This is a genomic window from Leifsonia sp. Y862, from assembly GCF_057669585.1.
Genome location: NZ_JBYHFR010000002.1, coordinates 564,351 through 582,412 on the forward strand (window position 1 = coordinate 564,351; position 18,062 = coordinate 582,412).

At 65.7% G+C, this 18,062-nt stretch carries 19 protein-coding genes; 15 read left to right on the forward strand and 4 right to left on the reverse strand.

All coding sequences use genetic code 11. The features are described from left to right. Positions 1–8 precede the first annotated feature (8 nt). Positions 9–656 carry a PadR family transcriptional regulator gene (locus AC25Z0_RS12670; protein WP_488133433.1) on the reverse strand — a complete coding sequence of 216 codons (648 nt, stop codon included), beginning with the start codon at positions 654–656 and terminating at the stop codon, positions 9–11. A gap of 290 nt (positions 657–946) precedes the next feature. Between AC25Z0_RS12670 and AC25Z0_RS12675 the strand changes: the two genes are divergently transcribed. The 5 genes from AC25Z0_RS12675 to AC25Z0_RS12695 all read left to right on the forward strand — a co-directional run bounded on the left by AC25Z0_RS12675 (position 947) and on the right by AC25Z0_RS12695 (position 5,739). After that, positions 947–2,575 carry an ABC-F family ATP-binding cassette domain-containing protein gene (locus AC25Z0_RS12675; protein ID WP_488133434.1) on the forward strand — a complete coding sequence of 543 codons (1,629 nt, stop codon included), beginning with the start codon at positions 947–949 and terminating at the stop codon, positions 2,573–2,575. Positions 2,576–2,584: 9 nt separating this feature from the next. Next, positions 2,585–3,325 (forward strand): Type 1 glutamine amidotransferase-like domain-containing protein, encoded by a 741-nt coding sequence (locus AC25Z0_RS12680; RefSeq protein WP_488133435.1) that lies wholly within the window; start codon positions 2,585–2,587, stop codon positions 3,323–3,325. A gap of 116 nt (positions 3,326–3,441) precedes the next feature. After that, positions 3,442–4,116, forward strand: coding sequence for a uracil-DNA glycosylase (locus AC25Z0_RS12685; RefSeq protein ID WP_488133640.1), 675 nt, complete (start codon positions 3,442–3,444; stop codon positions 4,114–4,116). A gap of 85 nt (positions 4,117–4,201) precedes the next feature. Continuing rightward, complete coding sequence (locus AC25Z0_RS12690; RefSeq protein WP_488120017.1) at positions 4,202–4,780, forward strand: N-acetyltransferase family protein; 579 nt, start codon at positions 4,202–4,204, stop codon at positions 4,778–4,780. A gap of 128 nt (positions 4,781–4,908) precedes the next feature. Then, on the forward strand, positions 4,909–5,739 hold the full coding sequence (locus AC25Z0_RS12695) for a nuclease-related domain-containing protein (RefSeq protein WP_488133436.1): 831 nt from the start codon (positions 4,909–4,911) through the stop codon (positions 5,737–5,739). Positions 5,740–5,754: 15 nt separating this feature from the next. Here AC25Z0_RS12695 and AC25Z0_RS12700 read toward each other — a convergent pair whose 3' ends face one another. Beyond that, positions 5,755–6,084: a DMT family transporter gene (locus AC25Z0_RS12700; protein WP_488120019.1), complete on the reverse strand. Its 330-nt coding sequence runs from the start codon at positions 6,082–6,084 to the stop codon at positions 5,755–5,757. Positions 6,085–6,189: 105 nt separating this feature from the next. Between AC25Z0_RS12700 and AC25Z0_RS12705 the strand changes: the two genes are divergently transcribed. From AC25Z0_RS12705 to AC25Z0_RS12750, 10 genes are all read left to right on the forward strand, one after another. Then, positions 6,190–6,573, forward strand: a complete 384-nt coding sequence (locus AC25Z0_RS12705) for a hypothetical protein (RefSeq protein WP_488120020.1) — start codon at positions 6,190–6,192, stop codon at positions 6,571–6,573. A 154-nt stretch (positions 6,574–6,727) separates the two neighbouring features. Beyond that, a complete protein-coding gene (locus tag AC25Z0_RS12710; protein WP_488133437.1) occupies positions 6,728–8,155 on the forward strand; it encodes an amidase in 1,428 nt (475 codons plus the stop codon). A 50-nt stretch (positions 8,156–8,205) separates the two neighbouring features. Continuing rightward, positions 8,206–8,727 carry a Fur family transcriptional regulator gene (locus AC25Z0_RS12715; RefSeq protein WP_488133438.1) on the forward strand — a complete coding sequence of 174 codons (522 nt, stop codon included), beginning with the start codon at positions 8,206–8,208 and terminating at the stop codon, positions 8,725–8,727. A gap of 107 nt (positions 8,728–8,834) precedes the next feature. Next, positions 8,835–10,307, forward strand: a complete 1,473-nt coding sequence (locus AC25Z0_RS12720) for a catalase (protein WP_488120023.1) — start codon at positions 8,835–8,837, stop codon at positions 10,305–10,307. A gap of 157 nt (positions 10,308–10,464) precedes the next feature. Beyond that, positions 10,465–10,650: a hypothetical protein gene (locus AC25Z0_RS12725; RefSeq protein ID WP_488120024.1), complete on the forward strand. Its 186-nt coding sequence runs from the start codon at positions 10,465–10,467 to the stop codon at positions 10,648–10,650. Between the two features lie 119 nt (positions 10,651–10,769). Further along, positions 10,770–11,738, forward strand: coding sequence for a siderophore-interacting protein (locus AC25Z0_RS12730; RefSeq protein ID WP_488133439.1), 969 nt, complete (start codon positions 10,770–10,772; stop codon positions 11,736–11,738). 105 nt (positions 11,739–11,843) lie between these two features. Next, positions 11,844–12,884 (forward strand): iron-siderophore ABC transporter substrate-binding protein, encoded by a 1,041-nt coding sequence (locus AC25Z0_RS12735; RefSeq protein ID WP_488133440.1) that lies wholly within the window; start codon positions 11,844–11,846, stop codon positions 12,882–12,884. 100 nt (positions 12,885–12,984) lie between these two features. Then, a complete protein-coding gene (locus tag AC25Z0_RS12740; protein WP_488133441.1) occupies positions 12,985–14,058 on the forward strand; it encodes a FecCD family ABC transporter permease in 1,074 nt (357 codons plus the stop codon). Beyond that, on the forward strand, positions 14,055–15,152 hold the full coding sequence (locus tag AC25Z0_RS12745; RefSeq protein WP_488133442.1) for a FecCD family ABC transporter permease: 1,098 nt from the start codon (positions 14,055–14,057) through the stop codon (positions 15,150–15,152). Before AC25Z0_RS12740 ends, AC25Z0_RS12745 begins: the two co-directional genes overlap by 4 nt. Continuing rightward, positions 15,152–15,952: an ABC transporter ATP-binding protein gene (locus AC25Z0_RS12750; RefSeq protein ID WP_488133443.1), complete on the forward strand. Its 801-nt coding sequence runs from the start codon at positions 15,152–15,154 to the stop codon at positions 15,950–15,952. Before AC25Z0_RS12745 ends, AC25Z0_RS12750 begins: the two co-directional genes overlap by 1 nt. 207 nt (positions 15,953–16,159) lie before the next feature. Here the strand turns inward: AC25Z0_RS12750 and AC25Z0_RS12755 are convergent, their stop codons facing one another. Then, positions 16,160–16,588, reverse strand: coding sequence for a Fe-S oxidoreductase (locus AC25Z0_RS12755; RefSeq protein WP_488133444.1), 429 nt, complete (start codon positions 16,586–16,588; stop codon positions 16,160–16,162). After that, a complete protein-coding gene (locus AC25Z0_RS12760) occupies positions 16,542–18,041 on the reverse strand; it encodes a dihydrolipoyl dehydrogenase family protein (RefSeq protein WP_488133445.1) in 1,500 nt (499 codons plus the stop codon). The genes AC25Z0_RS12755 and AC25Z0_RS12760 overlap by 47 nt, the downstream gene beginning before the upstream one ends. Positions 18,042–18,062 lie beyond the last annotated feature (21 nt).

Consider the following 18,062-nt stretch of genomic DNA (forward strand, 5'->3'; position numbering starts at 1 on the left):
GACGGTGATTAGTCGGCGAGGATGAGGTACAGGGCGCGCCTGGCTTCATCGAGCTTCTCGGCTGCAGCGATGCGTTGGGTATCGGTGGCCGACTTGCGGAACTGATGAACCACGCCCACCAGCTTGCCGAGGCTCTCGTGGAAGGCGACATCAGCGTCTGACTGTCCTGGCGTCGCCTCCCACGCCTTCTTCAGGTCGTCTTCATGCTCGGCCAGGTACGCGGTGCCAGCATCCGTCAACTGGTAGTCGGTGCGCCGACCGTCACCCGTTGCCGCGATGAGTTCCTCATCGACGAGCTGCTGAAGGGTCGGGTATACCGATCCAGGACTGGGTCGCCAAGCGCCGCCGGTCTTCTCTTCGATCGCGCGGATGAGCCCGTATCCGTTGGAAGGGCCGTCGGCGAGGAGGGAGAGGATGGCTGAACGAACGTCGCCCCTGCTGGCGCGCCTGGAGCCCCGTGGGCCACCGCCTGGGCCAAAGCCTGGGCCAAAGCCTGAGCCGAAGCCGGGGCCAAAACCGGGTCCGCCAGGACCGAATCCCCGTCCGCGGCCATGTCCGTGGCCACGTCCTTCTGATTCGTGCTCGAAGGAGTCACGACGAGAGCGGCTGAATTCGGGGTCGAACCCCATGTGTTGTGAGTGAGAAATGCGCTTCATGATCGCATCACTCCTTTCGTGTTTGTTGAAATATTGATACACCGCAGAACTTCTGCGATACGTCAACGATATATCGGTCAGGATAACGCGTCAAGAGTCAGGTCGCAGAATTTCTGGAATCTGCATGCTTGCGGGGTTCTCGATCGCCTGAGACAATTACACGTCCTGTTCCCTAGTGAAAAGTTGAGACAGTGAAGATCTACATCGGTTCCGCGCCCCTGTTCCTGCGCTGACCGACGCCCCGTTCGGGGTCTCGCGTCAGTGCACCACTGACGTTTTCGGAGACCCTTGTGGCTTTTTCATCCAACCCTGCTGTTGTCCTGACCGATCTGGGCCTCACGTGGCCTGACGGCACTTACGCGCTTCACGGCATCACCGCCAGCTTCGGCCGTGGTCGCACGGGCCTGATCGGAACCAACGGTTCCGGCAAGTCCACCCTGCTCAAGCTGATCGCCGGCGACCTCAGCCCGACCACCGGGGGCGTGCAGCTGAACGCCGATGTCGGCGTGCTTCCACAAGACATCACGCTGGGTGTCGGCGACTCCATCGCCGGAGTGCTCGGCATCGGCGAGGTGAGGTCGGCGCTGCACGCCATCCTCGGTGGCGACGCCTCCGCGGAGAACTTCGAGACCCTCGGCGACAACTGGGATATCGAAGAGCGCACGCTCGCGGTGCTCTCGGAGATGGGCTTTGCCGTCGGGGACAACGTGCTCGACCGGCGGGTCGACACGCTCTCAGGAGGCGAGGTCGTGCTCGCCGGACTGGCACGGCTGCGACTGGCCGGCACCCCGATCACCTTGCTTGACGAACCGACCAACAACCTCGACCGGCGCGCGCGCTCGCTGCTCTACACAGCGGTGCGTAACTGGAGTGGAACCTTGATCGTGGTGAGCCACGACCGCGAACTGCTCGACCTGATGGACGAGACGGCGGAACTCCACGACGGCGAGCTTCGCCTCTTCGGGGGCGGCTATTCGGCGTACCGCGAGCAGATCACCGCTGAGCAGGAGAACGCTGAACGGCTCGTCGCCGCCGCGACGCATGAGCTACAGGTCGAGAAGCGACAGCGCATCGAAGCCGAGTCGAAGCTGGCCAAACGTGCGCGGTACGCCCAGACCGACTACGAGAACAAGCGGATGCCGAAGATCATCATGAACCAGCGAAAATCCAACGCCCAGGTGTCGGCGGGCAAGTATCGGGAGATGGCGTCGCAGCGCGTCGACGCCGCTGGTAGTTCGCTGCAGGACGCCGAAGCGCGGCTGCGGAAGTCCAGGCACATCCGAATCGACGTGCCGGGGAGCGCCGTTCCAGAGGGGCGCACCGTTCTCGAGCTTGACTCGGAGCCTCGGCCGCTCGTGATCCGCGGGCCAGAACGCATCGCGCTCATCGGCCCGAACGGATCTGGCAAGACCACGCTCCTCGAGGAGATCGCCGGGTATCAGGCATCCGCTTCGCCCTCGCGTGTGGCCTTTCGCATTGATGCTGTGCGCTACCTGCCCCAGCGGCTGGACATCCTGATCGACGACGCGAGCGTCATCGAGAACATTCGGCGTGCGGCACCCCTGCGCAGCCCGAATGAGATCAGGAGCCAACTGGCGCGCTTCCTGATTCGTGCTGACGCCGTCGACCAGCCCGTCTCCCAACTCTCTGGCGGTGAACGATTCCGGGTGGCGCTTGCGAGCCTGCTGCTGGCTGACGACCCACCCCAGTTGTTGCTGCTCGACGAGCCGACGAACAATCTCGACCTCACCAGCATCGACCAGCTGGTCGAAGCCCTCAGCGCCTGGCACGGGGCGCTCATGATCGTGAGCCACGACTTTGAGTTCCTCGGCCGGCTGCGCATCGAGCGGTGGTTCGAGATGACAGCGGATGCCGGGGTGCAGGAGACCCACCAACCAGAGCCTGACTATTCCGCTTAGGCTCGATGTATGAGCGTGCATTTGGTTGGCGGGGGCTGGACCCCCGAACATGACGAGAGCGTCTTCGGACCCTTCCTGGCGGAAGCGACGGAGCACGCGGTGGCGGCAGGCCGCAACTTCGGCCCGCGTATCGCGATCATCGTGGTGCGGGATGGCGATGGCGACGAGCACGCAGCCAAGCTTGCCGCGGCGCTGGGCGCAGGCGGTGCCGGCGGCGTCGGCGGTGTCTTCGAACCGATTGTGACCAGCCTGGCGCTCACCGACAGTGCAACTGCAGGGGCGATCAGCGGTGTCGACGGCATCCTGATCGGTGGAGGTCTCACCCCGGCATACCTCAACGCCGTCAGGCCGATCGCGGCTGAGATCCGACAGCTGGTCACAGACGGGACGCCCTATCTGGGCTTCTCTGCTGGGGCAGCCATCGCGGCGGAACGCGCCCTTCTCGGCGGCTGGCGCATCGGCGGGGTCGAGGTTTGCCCTGAAGATGCCTCCGAAGACCTTGATGAGGTCACCATCGAACCGGGCATCGGACTCATCGACGTGAGCATCGACGTGCACGCGGCGCAGTGGGGCACGTTGTCGAGACTCATCGCGGTGACCGAAGCCGGCGTGATCGACGGTGGCCTGGCCATCGACGAGAGCACAACCCTCATCGTGGGCAACAACGCACTGCGCGTGACCGGGGCAGGAAGCGTGTGGCGCGTCACCCAGGCAGACGCCGGCGTTCTCGTCAGCACGTTTGGCGCCTAGTGTCCGCAGCACCACCCGCTGGAATCACCGGTGACCCGGCTCTCGTTGGGGCAGCATCGGTTGGTCCGGCAGCCGTTGACCCGGCAGCCGTTGACCCGGCACGCGTTGACCGCACTATCGTCGACCTGAATCTCAGCAGCATCGACCCTGGCTGGGCCGCTGCCCTCGCGCCCGTTGCCGGCCAACTGGCATCCGTCACCGAGTTCCTGCAGGAAGAGACCACCGCCGGCCGGCCGTGGCTCCCAGCACCGGATGCCGTGCTGCGGGCATTTCGCGCGCCGCTGGAGCAGGTGCGCGTTCTCATCGTCGGGCAGGACCCATACCCGACACCGGGGCATCCGATTGGGTTGTCGTTTGCAGCCGACCCCGCTGTGCGGCCCCTGCCACGGAGCCTCGGCAACATCTACACCGAACTCCGTGACGACCTCGGGATCCCAACGCCTGCCAACGGCGACCTGACGCCATGGACCGGCCACGGCGTGATGCTGCTGAACCGAGTGCTGACCGTGGAGAGCGGGAGCGCAGGCTCGCACCGACGTCGCGGCTGGGAGGCCATCACCGACCACGCCATCCGCTCACTGGTGGCACGCGATGCGCCGCTGGTGGCGATCCTGTGGGGTAAGGACGCCCAGGCGTTGCGGCCACTTCTCGGCGATACGCCGATCATCGAATCCGCGCATCCCAGCCCGCTGTCTGCGCGGCGCGGGTTCTTCGGGTCCCGCCCGTTCAGCCGGGCCAATGAGCTGCTGGTGGAGCAGGGTGCTGCCCCCGTCGACTGGTCGCTCAGCTAATCTTGACCTGCATCACTCGCGGCGCGACAGCGCGATAGCGCGATGACCGTTCGTGAAATGTACCGCGACAGGAAAGGGGAGCGCCGTGCTCGAAGAGGAATACCAGCCGAGACGACGCCTGCCACCGCACCTGCGGCCGGCCCCTGAACCAGAGGCGCCATTCGAGTACACGCTGAGGGATGCCACGCGCGCAGATCTCCCGCACATTCGGGAGATTTACAACTACTACGTGGCCAACAGCACCGTGACGTTCGACGAAGACGCGATGACCCTCACGGAGTGGCGCGACAAGTTCGACTACCTGGCCAAGTTCAACATGCCGTTCATCGTGGCCGAATCCACCAGGGGCCAGATTCTCGGTTACGCGCTCGTCTCGCCCTGGAAGCAGAAGAAGGCCTACCGGTTCACGGTCGAGAACTCGATCTACCTGGGCGCGGCATCCACCGGCAAAGGCCTCGGGCGCGTGCTGCTCACCGAGCTCCTTGCCCGCTCGAAGCAGGCAGGGCTGAAAGAGGTCATCGCCGTCATCGCAGACCAGGGAGCGGATGCCTCCATCAAGCTGCACAGCGACTTCGGCTTCGAGGAAATCGGTCGCATGGGCAAGGTGGGCTTCAAGTTCGAGCGTTGGCTCGGCATCGTGATGATGCAGAAGAGCCTGAAGTAGGCATCCGTTCGTGTTCGGAATGCAGCAGATCCGCGTTCTGTCACACGTTTGGGGACTAGCGGGGGATCCCTCCTCGCCACTAAGTTCAGCGTGGAGGAATTGTGCCACAAGCCGTTGCGGGTCACGCTATGCCGTTTGAACCGGTGCCAGTGGACTCCGAGACCCTGCTTCGCGCGCGCGGGCCGGTCTACGACGGAATCCAGGATTGCCTTCGGATCCAGGCGCATGCGACGCCCAGGGGAGCGCTCGGCAGGCTCTTCGGCCGCTGCCCGCTCGATCCGGAAGCACGCGAGGCATTCCCGCAAGCCGTGGCAGAAGGTGCCGTCGCTCGCGTCCTCACCACGCTGTCACCGGAGTGGACGGTGCTGCACGCCCTGCCATCAGCGGATGGCTCACACGTCATCGACCACATTCTCATCGGGCCGAGCGGGCTCTATTCCGTCACCACGGTTGAACATGGCGGTCGCCCCGTCGTCGTCGACGGCGGATCGCTCACCATCGGCCGGAAACGCACAGAGGCGCTCGCCGAAAGCCGCCAGGAGACCATTCGTGCGGCTGGTCTGTTGTCTGCGCGTGTGCGAGCCAATGTCGAGATCATTCCACTGATCGTGCTGGTCGCACCGGTGTCGATGAAGCTGGGCAAGACCCACGGGATCATCACGGTGCTGCCGGCGACAGATGTGCGCGACTGGCTGGCCGCCGGGCAACGCGTGCACACCGACGGCGCGCTCACGCTCTACGAACGGGCCCTCCGCGAGCAGGGGGAGTGGAGCAGCGTCGCCCGTGTGACAGATGACACCATCAGGCACATCAACCGGTTCGAGCGCCTGCAGCGCGAGGTGCAGGCGGCCAGCGGGCGCGCCCGAATCTGGTCGCGGGTCGCACTGTCTGGCATCATCGCCGCATCGGCTGGCGCTATCGCGCTGGCCGGAATTGTGCTCATCCCGCTGGCCGTTTAGGCCAATTCGGCGGCGTTACTTCGACGCGGCGCCCAGCTCCAGCAGGCCGACACCGACGATCACGAGGATCATCCCGGTGATCTGTACCCAGGTGAGGCTCTCTTTGAAAAATACCCAGCTCACCACCGACACCAGGATGACGCCGATCGCCGACCAGATGGCGTAGCCGATGGCGAGCGGCACTCCCCGGCTGAGCGACTGCGACAGCATCGCGAATGACACCACGTACCCGACCACCACGACCACGTACGCCCACCAGCGCGGGTCGGGCCCTGACACGAATTTCAGAAAGCTGGTTGCGACCACCTCGGTGACGATCGCGATGGCGAGGAACAGGTAGCCCATGGTGTGTCCGTTCTCGGCGGGGCGTGGGTGTGACGAGGCACGTGGCGATGGGCGTCCGCATGCCGCGGGCCTCACTCGAGGCTAGTGGGTGCGTAAAGTCGGAGTATGACCGACCATCACTTTGACCTCCCGGCCAAGCACACAGTGCTTCGCTCATTCGCCGGGCATCTGGATGCGTCGCCAGACGACGTCTACCCGCTTCTCGTCGCCCGGCTCATTCCCGGTGATGAGGCCGGTGGCCACATGCTGACCGATCCAGACGCACGACTCGTGATCGTCGAGGGGGACTGGTGGTACAGGGCCGAATACCGCGTTCGGCCGGAACAGGACGCACAGGGCTCCGTCGTCGAATTCGAGATCATCAATGTGGCGCAGAAGGCGCACTGGGCCGGAGCCATCACCGCACGATCTGTCGTGCAGAACGCCCCAGCGGCTTTCGGACGGTTGCTCACCGAACTCGACGAGCAGCTGAACGCGACGGGCAGCTGACCGAGTCCATCTTCCTGGCCGGTGCGTCCGCAGCCGAGTCTTGGCGCGCGGAATCCCCTCAGGCGCGCGTTTTATCGCGCGCCAGCCGGGATAACGCGCGCCCAGCTGAATTCACGACAGCCATTTACCTCCCCGGCCTGAGTAGGCTCAAGCCATGGCTGAACTGCATGACCTGACCGCCCTCGAACAGTGGCAGCAGCTGCAGACCGGAGCCGTCAGCCCCACGGAGCTCACCGAGCACTACCTGGCACGCATTGACGCGTCGAACCCGACGCTCGGCGCATTCGCCACGGTGACGGCCGACAACGCCCGCGCTCGTGCCCGGTTTGTGCAGGAGGAGGTTCCCCGCACCGCGCCGCTCTGGGGACTGCCGTTCGGCGACAAGGATCTCCAGCTGCGCGCCGGCGTGCCAGCCCAGTTCGGTTCCCGGCTCATGGCGGGCTTCGTGCCCGACGAATCTGACGAACTCACCCAGGGGCTCGATGATGCCGGCGCCGTCAGTCTCGGCAAGACCGCCGCCCCCGAGTTCGGGTTGCCGTCGTATACAGAGGGGTTGGCCTTTCCACCTGCCCGCAACCCCTGGAACCCGGCACTCGGCGCCGGAGGCTCAAGCGGCGGAGCTGCAGTCGCTGTCGCGGCGCGCCTGCTGCCATTCGCTCCCGGCTCCGACGGCGGCGGATCGGTGCGCATTCCCGCGGCCGCCTGCGGGCTCGTCGGCCTGAAGCCGAGTCGAGGGCTGATCCCAGCGTCGTCCGGTATCGACAAGCTCGCCGGGCTCCCCGTCGCCGGCCCGCTGGCCAGAACGGTAGCGGATGCCGCCCTCCTGCTCGACGCCATGATCACGCCACGGGGTGGTCACGCAGACCACCACTTCGCGCTGCGCTCTCCGGCCGACGACGCCCCGCTGCTCGCGGCGGCGGTGCGCGGCGAGGGACGTTACCAACTGGGCGTGATGACGACATCCGCTTGGGACGACGCCTATGACATCCGCATTTCTGCAGAGGCTACCGCCGCACTACAGGTGGCGATCGACGAGTTCGTGGCGCTCGGCCACGGGCTTGAAGAGACCGCCCTGGTGGCCGATCACAGCTATGCCCCTGCGTTCAGGACCATCTGGCAGGCGGGAGCCGCCGGTATCCCCGCAGAGACGGATGCCGAACTCGCGATGCTCGAACCGCTCACGGCCTGGCTGCTGGCTCGCGGCCGTGCGCTGTCGGCCCGTCAGCTCGCTGACGCCCTTGCGGCACTGGCGCTGTACGAACGCTCGTTCATTCGCCAGCTGTCGCGATTCGACGCAGTTCTCACGCCCGCACTGGCGCTCACGCCCCGGCCTGTCGGCTGGTATGACCAGAACGACGGTGAGCGTAACTTCGAGCAGCAGGTGCAGTACACGCCGTTCACGTCCATGGTGAATGTCTCCGGGCTGCCGGCCATTGTGCTGCCCGTGCACACGACGGCAGATGGCCTGCCCATGGGTGTGCAGCTGATCGGCAAGCCGGGGGGAGAGGCCACGCTTCTCGCGCTCGGCGCCCAGCTGGAACGCCGCCTGCGATGGCAGTTGCGGGCGCCTGCAGGCGCGTAGCTCTGCCGCCGTTGTTTTGAGTAATTCAAAACAACTGCTAGAATGGGCATATGAACACAGTGGAACAGACCGAAGCGGTAGGAGATACTGCCGCCGCGCTCGACGCCACTGTGTTGGTCGATAACGCGTCGCCGAACGTCGTTGACAGCCTTCGCGCTGCCGGCCTGAAGGTCACGGCCCCCCGCGTTGCCGTGATGTCTGCGCTGGTCACGATTCCCCATGCGGATGCCGACCAGCTGTACTCCGCCGTGCGCACCGAGCTCCCGGGTACCTCGCTTCAAGCGGTGTACGGAGTGCTGACCGCTCTGACCGGCGCCGGACTCGCGCGCCGCATCGAACCAGCAGGTTCTGCGGCACTCTACGAGCGTCGCATCGGCGACAACCACCACCACGCTGTCTGCACGCAGTGCAAGTCCGTCACCGACATCGACTGCGTGATCGGTGAGGCGCCGTGCCTGGTGCCGGCCGACACCTCAGGATTCGCAGTGCAGTCAGCCGAGGTGACGTTCTGGGGCGTGTGCTCAGCCTGCCAGGCCGCGGAAGCCCAACAGGCAATCGGTCCCGTCATCTAGCTCCCTTGCGGTTAACCCGCGCATTGTTCGGCAGCCCGCTTGCCGACCCACAGTTTCCCCACACTTGTTTTCGCTGTCCTGACCATTACTGAATCGAATCGAGAAGCATGACTACTCTCCCCACGACCACTCAGACCGGTACCCCGGTTCCGAGTGACGATCACTCGCTGACCGCTGGCCCCAACGGCGCCACGGCGCTGCACGATCGCTACCTGCTCGAGAAGCTGGCGCAGTTCGCCCGCGAGCGTATCCCGGAGCGCGTTGTGCACGCCAAGGGCGGCGGAGCATTCGGTACCTTCGAGGTCACCGAAGACGTCTCGAAGTACACCCGTGCAGCCGTGTTCCAGCCGGGCACGACGACCGAGACCGTCCAGCGCTTCTCCAGCGTTGCCGGCGAGCAGGGTTCCCCTGACACCTGGCGCGACGTGCGTGGCTTCTCGCTGAAGTTCTACACGACCGAGGGCAACTACGACATCGTCGGAAACAACACCCCCGTGTTCTTCATCCGCGACGGCATCAAGTTCCCCGACTTCATCCACTCGCAGAAGCGCCTTCCGGGTTCCGGTCTCCGCGATGCCGACATGCAGTGGGACTTCTGGACGCTGTCCCCTGAGTCCGCACACCAGGTGACCTACCTCATGGGTGACCGCGGCCTGCCGCGCTCCTGGCGCGAAATGCCCGGCTTCGGTTCACACACGTACCAGTGGATCAACGCTGAGGGTGAGCGCTTCTGGGTGAAGTACCACTTCACGTCCAACCAGGGCAACGTCGAAATCGACGGCAGCGATGCTGAACTCATCGCCGGTGGCGACGCTGACCACTACCGCCGCGACCTCTATGAGGCCATTGCGGCCGGAAACTTCCCGTCCTGGGACCTCCACGTACAGGTCATGCCGTACGAGGAAGCCAAGACCTACCGTTTCAACCCGTTCGACGTCACCAAGGTCTGGCCGCACGCTGACTACCCGCTCATCAAGGTGGGAACGCACACGCTGAACCGCAACCCGGAGAACTTCTTCGCCGAGATCGAGCAGGCAGCATTCTCGCCCGCCAACACGGTGCCCGGCATCGACATCAGCCCCGACAAGATGCTGATGGCTCGCGTGTTCTCCTACCCGGATTCCCAGCGCTACCGCCTGGGTGCGAACTACATCCAGATCCCGGTGAACGCGCCGAAGGCACCCGTCAACAACTACTCGCAGGATGGCGCGGCCCGTCACGGCTTCAACTCCGCAGCGACGCCCGTCTACGCTCCCAACTCGCTCGGCGGGTTTGCAGCGGATGCCGCAGCAGCCGGCACCGGCAGCTGGGAGAGCGACGGTGACCTCGTGCGCAGCGCAGCGACGCTGCGCTCAGAGGACAGCGACTTCGGCCAGGCCGGAACGCTCTACCGCGAGGTGTTCGATGACGCAGCCAAGGCTCGCTTCCTCGACACCATCACCGACGCCATCAGCGGTGTCCAGCGTCCAGAGGTGCGGGAACGCGCCATCTGGTACTGGACCAGCGTTGATGCTGAACTCGGCGCGCAGCTTGTTGCCGCGCTGAGCGCTGTTGACGCCTACTCGGCTATCGCCGAATAGTTCGACACAGCCCATCACACTCGCGTTACCAACCCGGTAACGCAAGCGGGGCATCCGGTCGTCTGCCGATTGCCGGATGCCCCACCGTACGCCGTCCAAAGAAGCTCTGCGTTCACATGAACCCGCATGCATTTCGCATGTGGACAAGGAGAAGAAAATGAACTCATACATCACCGTCCCCGCCGCACGCACCAGCGCGGGTTCGACTGGATACGTGACAGTGGATGCCGCACCGGCAACTGTCGTCGGCGGCTATGTCACCGATGTCGCGACGAGCGCCGTCGTTGGCAGCTACGTCGACTGCGACGCTCGCCACAGCACGAGCTACGAACTGGCCAGCTAGCCAGTCGCCTTCAAGCGCCCGGTCTCTGACTGGGCGCTTTGTCGTTGGCGCTACCGACGATCTCAGTCCGCCGAGATATTTCACTGGCGCACAAAGGTAAGGCATGCCATACTAAGGTAATGCTTACTTCGACCGACGCCCCTGAGGTGACGCGCGCCGCGCCTCGACAGCCGAAGCCAAGCTTCCGTCTGTTCGATGTCTCAGTTGCTCGCTTGACGAAGCTCTCCTCAACCTTCCTGCGTGTCACCTTCACCGGTGACGACCTGCACGAGTTCGGGACTGTCGGTCTCGACCAGCGGGTCAAGGTCGTGCTGCCTCTCCCCGGAATCGGCATCTCTGAACTGCCCGATGGCCAGGACTGGTACACCGCGTGGCGCCAGCTGCCAGAGGAAGCCCGCAACCCTATTCGTACGTACACCGTTCGCTTCGTGCGGCAGGCAGAGCGCGAGATCGATATCGACTTCGTGCTGCACGGCGATGCCGGTCCTGCGTCGCGCTGGGTGTCATCCGCTGCAGTTGGCGACAAGCTCATGATTGTCGGCCCCGATGCCCTTGGCGCGGATCCGACCTCGGGCGTCGAATGGCGACCGGGCAACGCCGCCACTGTTCTCCTCGCCGGCGACGAGACAGCTGCCCCCGCGATCTGCTCGATCCTCGCCGCCCTGCCCCGCACCGCGACGGGCTGCGCGTTCATCGAGGTCCCAGAACCCTCCGACTTCCTCGAAACTGATTCTCCCGTTGGCGTCCAGGTGACCTGGCTCGCTCGCAATGCGTCAAACGCTGCTGGCGACACTCACGAGGGTCACGGTTCTGGCCTCGCGCCCGCCGTGCGTGAATGGACGTCACGCTTCCTCAACGCGCCAACCTCGGGGCCTGAGCTCGCCGATGTCGATATCGACAAGGGTCTCCTCTGGGAAGTGCCAGAGGAGAACACCAGCCGTAGCAACGATGGCCTCTATGCCTGGCTTGCCGGCGAAGCCAGCGTCATCAAGTCGCTGCGCCGCTTCCTCGTGACCGAGTCTGGCATCGACCGCAAGCAGGTGGCCTTCATGGGCTACTGGCGCGCGGGTCGCTCTGAACTCAACTAACACCTCTCGCTGGCGCCAGCACACCGCTGCGCCCCTCGCGAGACCACGATGCTTTACCGAACTGCAGCGCCCCGCAGCTGCAGCGTTTCTCTGAAAGGAACTCCTGTGCCCAGGACCACATTTGCCCGCCGGATGACAGGCGCGACCGTCGTCGCAGCCACCGCAGTGGCTGCACTGCTCCTGGCTGGGTGCTCAGCAACCACCGACGACTCCACAGCGGATGCCTCTGGCGATGCGGCGTTCCCCGTCACGATCACCAGCGCCCTCGGCGACGCCGTGATTCCTGCGGCACCAGAACGCATCGTGACCATCGGCTGGGGTTCGGCCGACACCGTCGTTGCGCTTGGCGAGACACCCGTTGGTGTCGAAGCGGCAACATGGGGCGGCGACGAAGACCTGTACTTCCCGTGGGTTCGTGACGCCATCGAGAAGTCCGGCAACGAGCTCCCAGAGACCTTCAACGTGTACCCAGAGGTCGATGTCGAGGCCATCCTCGCGCTCAAGCCCGACCTGGTCCTCGCCCCGCAGTCCGGCCTCTCCGCTGAGGACTTCGCAACGCTCTCGGCCATCGCCCCGACCGTTGCATACCCTGAGGAGGCCTGGCAGACGAGCTGGGACGACCAGATCAGCATCATCGGCAAGGCACTCGGCAAGAGCGACGCAGCCGATGAACTCATCGAGGGCATCTCCACCGAACTCGCAGACACGGCTGCAGAGAACCCCGAATTCGCTGACCTCAGCTTCGCGTATGTCTACACGGCAGAGCCCGGCCAGCTGGCGTTCTACCAGTCCGGCGACCCGCGGGTCGACCTCATCTCCGGTCTCGGACTGACCGTTGACCCCACTGTCGCCGCTGTGCCGTTGACGGAAGGCACGTTCGCCTCAACGGTCGGACTCGAACAGGCCGACCTGCTGAACGACGTTGACGTGCTCTTCACCTGGTTCAACGACGCCGAGAACCAGCAGGCGATCGAGTCACAGCCGCTGTTCGCCCAGATCCCGGCATTCGCCCGTGGGTCATACGTGCCGAACGTTGACAACCAGCTCGCCATGGCTTCGAGCCTGCTCACCCCGCTGAGCGTGCCGTGGGCCCTCGACGCCTTCGTCCCGATGATCCAGGACGCGGCAGCCAACGTCGCCAAGTAGGCACACTGCCTGAAACCTGCAGGGAAAACCCCGCAGGAGCGCGTGGCCAGAGACAGTAAAGACAGCAACATGAACCGCAGCTGCATAACGCGAAGCAGTAATGACTGACACCACGTCACTCGACCGATCGGGCGCAGGGATCCCTGCGCCCGATCGTCGTGCGCGTGAGCGTCGTCTGCCGCGCTGGCCGAAGATCGGCCTGGCGACGGGACTCGTCGTGCTCGCCGTTGTGCTGGTCGTCGTGATGCTGCTCAGTCTGGCCATCGGCAACAAGTACGTGCCGCTGCCCGACGTCATCAACGCGCTCTTCAATCCGGGCGACACCTACGCTGACGCCGTGGTCGCCAGCCGGATTCCGCGCACCATCCTTGGACTCCTCGCCGGAGCAAGCCTGGCCGTGGCCGGCGCTGTCATGCAGGGCATCACGCGCAACCCGCTCGCAGACCCAGGGCTCTTCGGCGTCAACGCAGGGGCGGCGGCGGCGATTGTCACGGCATCCGCTTTCTTCGGCCTGGGTTCTGCGGCAACCAGCGTGTGGGTTGCCCTGCCAGGCGCCCTGCTCGCGGTCGTGGTTGTCTACCTGCTCGGATCGGTGTCTGGAACGGCGACACCCGTGCGGCTGGTACTCGCCGGCGTGGTGGTCGGGGCGGTGCTCGCTGCCTATATCCAGGCGATCACGCTCAGTTTCCCCGCCGTTTTCAACAGCTACCGGTTCTGGGTGATCGGCTCGCTCGCCGGCCGCGACCCGCAGCTGATTCTCGACGTTCTGCCGTTCGTCGTGGTGGGTCTCGTTCTCGCCCTCGGGCTGGCTCGATCCCTGAACGCACTCGCGCTCGGTGACGACACGGCCAGCGCGCTCGGCGCACATGTCGGGCGCACCCGCATCCTGGGTGCCATCGCAACCACGCTCCTGTGCGCTGCGGCCACCGCTGCCGTGGGCCCCATCGCGTTCGTCGGCCTTGCCGTGCCGCACATTGTGCGGTCGGTGACCGGCAGCGACTACCGCTGGCTGCTGCCGTACAGCCTGCTGGCGGGGCCGGCCCTGCTGCTCGCGGCCGACATCCTTGGCCGCGTGATCGCGAGCCCCGCTGAGCTCATGGTCGGCATCATCACCGCGTTCGTCGGTGCCCCGATTCTGATTCTCGCTGTGCGACGGATGAAGGTGCACAAGTGAGCGAGTCGTCGCGCGCCCTGCAGCCGCAGCCCACAGCTCCGTCGCAGTCGCAGGTGTCACCCGCCCGCGAGGCGACAATTCGGGTGGGCAGCTGGCTGAGCCTGCGCGTGCGCCGCCGCAGCCTCATCGTCGCTGGGCTCCTCCTGCTCGCCATCCTCGTCGTCGCCGTGTTGGCACTCACCCTCGGAAAACTCGGCGTCTCGCTGCCCGGGCTGGTCTCCGCACTATTCGGGCACGCGACAGGCACAGACCAGATCGTGTTGGGTGTCATCCGCGGCCCGCGCGTTGTGGTGGCCATTGCCGCCGGTGCGGCCTTCGGCGTGGCCGGCACCCTCTTCCAGACCGTCACGCGCAACCCGCTCGGCAGCCCAGACGTCATCGGGCTCACTTCGGGGGCTGCCGCCGGCGCCGCAGCCTTCGGCGTGATGTGGACCGGTATTGTGCCACTGCCCGTCGGCGCGCTCATCGGTGCCTTCGTGGCCATGGGGGTGGTCTTCTTCGCGACGGGAACCGGGTTCTCATCCCCGACACGGATGCTGCTGGTGGGCATCGGAGTCTCGGCCATGTCGCTGGCGTTCGTGCAGTTCGCCATTGCCCGTACCGGCCTTGAGCAGGCCACCATGCTGGCGTCCTACCTCAACGGCAGCCTCGCTTCACGGTCATGGGAGCATGCCGCGATCATCTGGGGCGCACTCATTGTCTTCCTGCCGCTGTCGCTGCTGCTCAGCCGCCGCCTGCAGCTGGCCGAGATGGGCGATGAGCAAGCGGATGCCCTTGGCGGCAGGAGTGACAGCACCAGGGTGCTCAGCATCCTGACCGGAATCGGACTGGCGACAGCCGCCGTGAGCGTGGCTGGGCCCGTGGCATTCATCGCGCTGATCGCGCCCCAGATCGCCAAACGGCTCACGCGGGCGCCCGGTCCGAATGTCGTCATGTCAGCGCTGGCCGGAGCTCTCCTGCTGGCATTCGCTGACCTGCTCGCCCAGCAGTCGCCCCTTCCAGTGCAGCTGCCGGTCGGCATCCTCACGGCGGGGCTCGGCGGAATTTACCTCGGTTGGCTGTTGCTGGGCGAGTGGAAGAAGGGAACGGTCTAGTGGCCACGTCACGACTTGCCGCAGAACATCTGCGCCTGGCCTACGACAAGCGGGTCGTCGTTGACGATCTGAACGTCTCCATTCCCGACGGTGGCTTCACCGTCATCATCGGTCCAAACGCCTGTGGCAAATCAACCCTGCTCAAGGCGCTGTCCCGCACCCTGAAGCCGGAGGCCGGCACGGTGCTCCTCGACGGGCAGCCGATCGGCTCGCTCCGCAGCCGCGCCATTGCCAGGGAGCTCGCGATGCTGCCGCAGAGCCCCATCGCCCCAGAGGCGATGACGGTGAAAGACCTCGTGAGCCGCGGACGCTACCCGCACCAGGGCCTGCTCCGGCAGTGGTCGCCGGCCGATGAACGCGCCGTCGCGACGGCGTTGGCCTCGACCGGTATCGCCGACCTGGCTGAGCGCTACGTCACCGAACTCTCCGGCGGGCAGCGCCAGCGCGCCTGGATCGCCATGGTTCTTGCCCAGGAAACTGAACTGCTGCTGCTCGACGAACCCACGACATTCCTCGACATCGCGCACCAGTACGAGGTGCTCGAACTGTGCAGTGCGCTGCACAACGAGGGCCGCACCCTCGTCGCGGTGCTGCACGACCTCAACCAGGCTGCCCGCTACGCCACGAACCTCGTGGTCATGAAGGCTGGGCAGATCGTAGCGACCGGCGCCCCACACGATGTTGTGACGGCCGACCTCATCGAAGATGTTTTCGGGCTGGCGTGCGTGGTCATCACCGACCCTGAGGCAGGGACACCCATGGTCATTCCGCGCGTGAGGGGCGTGGCGCCCGCGCTCTAGAGCTGCACTCTCCGTCGGCCCTGTCGCGAATACAGGATGAATCGGCCATTTGTAGTCGAAAACAGGACGGATCGCGCTCTCTGCAGCAACGTTTCCGGTTTTCGCGACATCCGTTGATTGAGGAGCGCCCGAGGAACGAGGCCGTGTAGCGGCGCCGGCGCCGTCGCTGTTGGCTCGGCGGTGCCAGCGGGTGGGCAGCCGGAATCGTCAGACTGTGGCAGAGGGCTTGCGGAGGTAGCCGCCCTTTTCGAGGCCGGCCTCGATCTCGAAGCGGTTCTTCAGCGGGTTGCGACCGGCGACCAGGTACAACAGCGGGAAGACCATTCCGTAGCGCTGCCACTGGCGCTTGTGCACGGCCTCGTGCTCGAGCACGTCGTCAGACACGTTCTGGTTGGTGAGGTAGCAGCCGCCGACGCACGACCCGCCGCGGCCGAATGCCCATTTCGGCATGCCGCGGAAGACGATGAGACCTGCGCGTCGCTCGACGCGTCCTGTGCTCCAGATTGCGCCCCACACAAGCCCGACCGTGGTGGCATACAGGTAGCCGGCCCGGCTGAGGGGAGAGTCGAAGAGGATGCTGCGCACGGCTCTAGCGTAGGTCTTCGGTTGGGCGTTGGTGGTCGGCAGGGCGCCCATACTCTTCGAGCAGCCGCAACCAGATCTCACTCATCGTCGGATAGCTCGGCACCGCGTGCCAGAGTCGGTTGATCGGCACCTCGCCGACGACCGCGATGGTGGCCGAGTGCAGCATCTCACCGACATCCTGGCCAACGAAGGTCACGCCGAGCAGCACCTCACGGTCGAGATCGATGATGGCGCGGGCCTGGCCAACGTAGTCATCCGCCAGGATTGTCGCCCCACCCACCCAACTCATGTCGTAGTCCACCACCTGAATCCGGTGTCCAGCCTTCTCCGCTGCGGCCTTCGTCAGTCCGACGGATGCTACCTCAGGGTCGCTGAACACCACCTGCGGCACGCTTGCATGGTCGGCCGTGGCAACGTGAGCTCCCCAGGGAGAGTCATCGACGGGCAGGCCTTTCGCGCGAGCTGCGATCACATCGCCGGCCGCCCTGGCCTGGTACTTGCCCTGGTGGGTGAGCAGAGCCCTGTGGTTCACGTCGCCGGTCGCGTAGAGCCACTGGCCGGCCAGCGCGGGGGAGTCGCCCTGCACGAGCATGGTGTCGTCGACCGGCAGCCAGTCGCCGTCGGTCAAGCCGACGGTGGCGAGCCCGAGGTCCATGGTTCGGGCGATCCGTCCGGTGGCCACGAGCACCTTCGCCGCGGTGACCACGGAGTCGTCGTCGAGGGTGAGCTCGGTGTCTCCGCGCTCGTTCAACGCCGCCCGCTGGGTCGACCGGCCAATGAGCACCTCGACGCCGTTGCCTCGCAGCGCATCGGTCACGAGCTTCGCGGCGAACGGCTCCTGGCCATGCAACAGCGCACTGCGCGCGATGATGGTCACCGCGGAACCCAGCGAAGCGTATGCGGTCGCCAGCTCGACGGCCACCACGCCACCGCCGATGACGGCGAGGCTGGCCGGAACCTCGTGCGCGCTGGTGGCGTCCTTGCTGGTCCACGGGGAGACCGTGCCGATGCCGGGGATGTCGGGGAGGAGCGGCGCGGATCCGGTGCTGATCACGACGGCAGACCTGGCGGTGAGCACCTGGGTGCTCGGGGTGCCAACGCCGTCAGGGCCCGCACCGTCTCCCGGAGTGCTGACCGTGACCTCGCGCACCCCTGTGAGACGGCCATGGCCGCGCACAAGGTCAATGCCTGTCTTGTTCAGCCAGGTGACCTGGCCTTCATCGCTCCAGTTGTGCACGATGGTGTCGCGTCGTTTCAGTGTGGCCCTGGCATCCGTTGTGCCCGTCACAGCCTCAGCAGCGCCAGGCACCCGCTTAGCCGCAGCGACGGCAGCGCCGCTTCGCAGCAGCGTCTTCGATGGCATGCAGGCCCAGTACGAGCAGTCGCCGCCAACGAGCTCGCGCTCGACGATGACCGTCGAGAGCCCGCCCTGCACGGCGCGATCGGCGACGTTCTCGGCGACGGCACCCCCGCCGATGATGATGAGGTCGTAAACAGTGGCCATGATGTCTCCCCATGCTCGCGC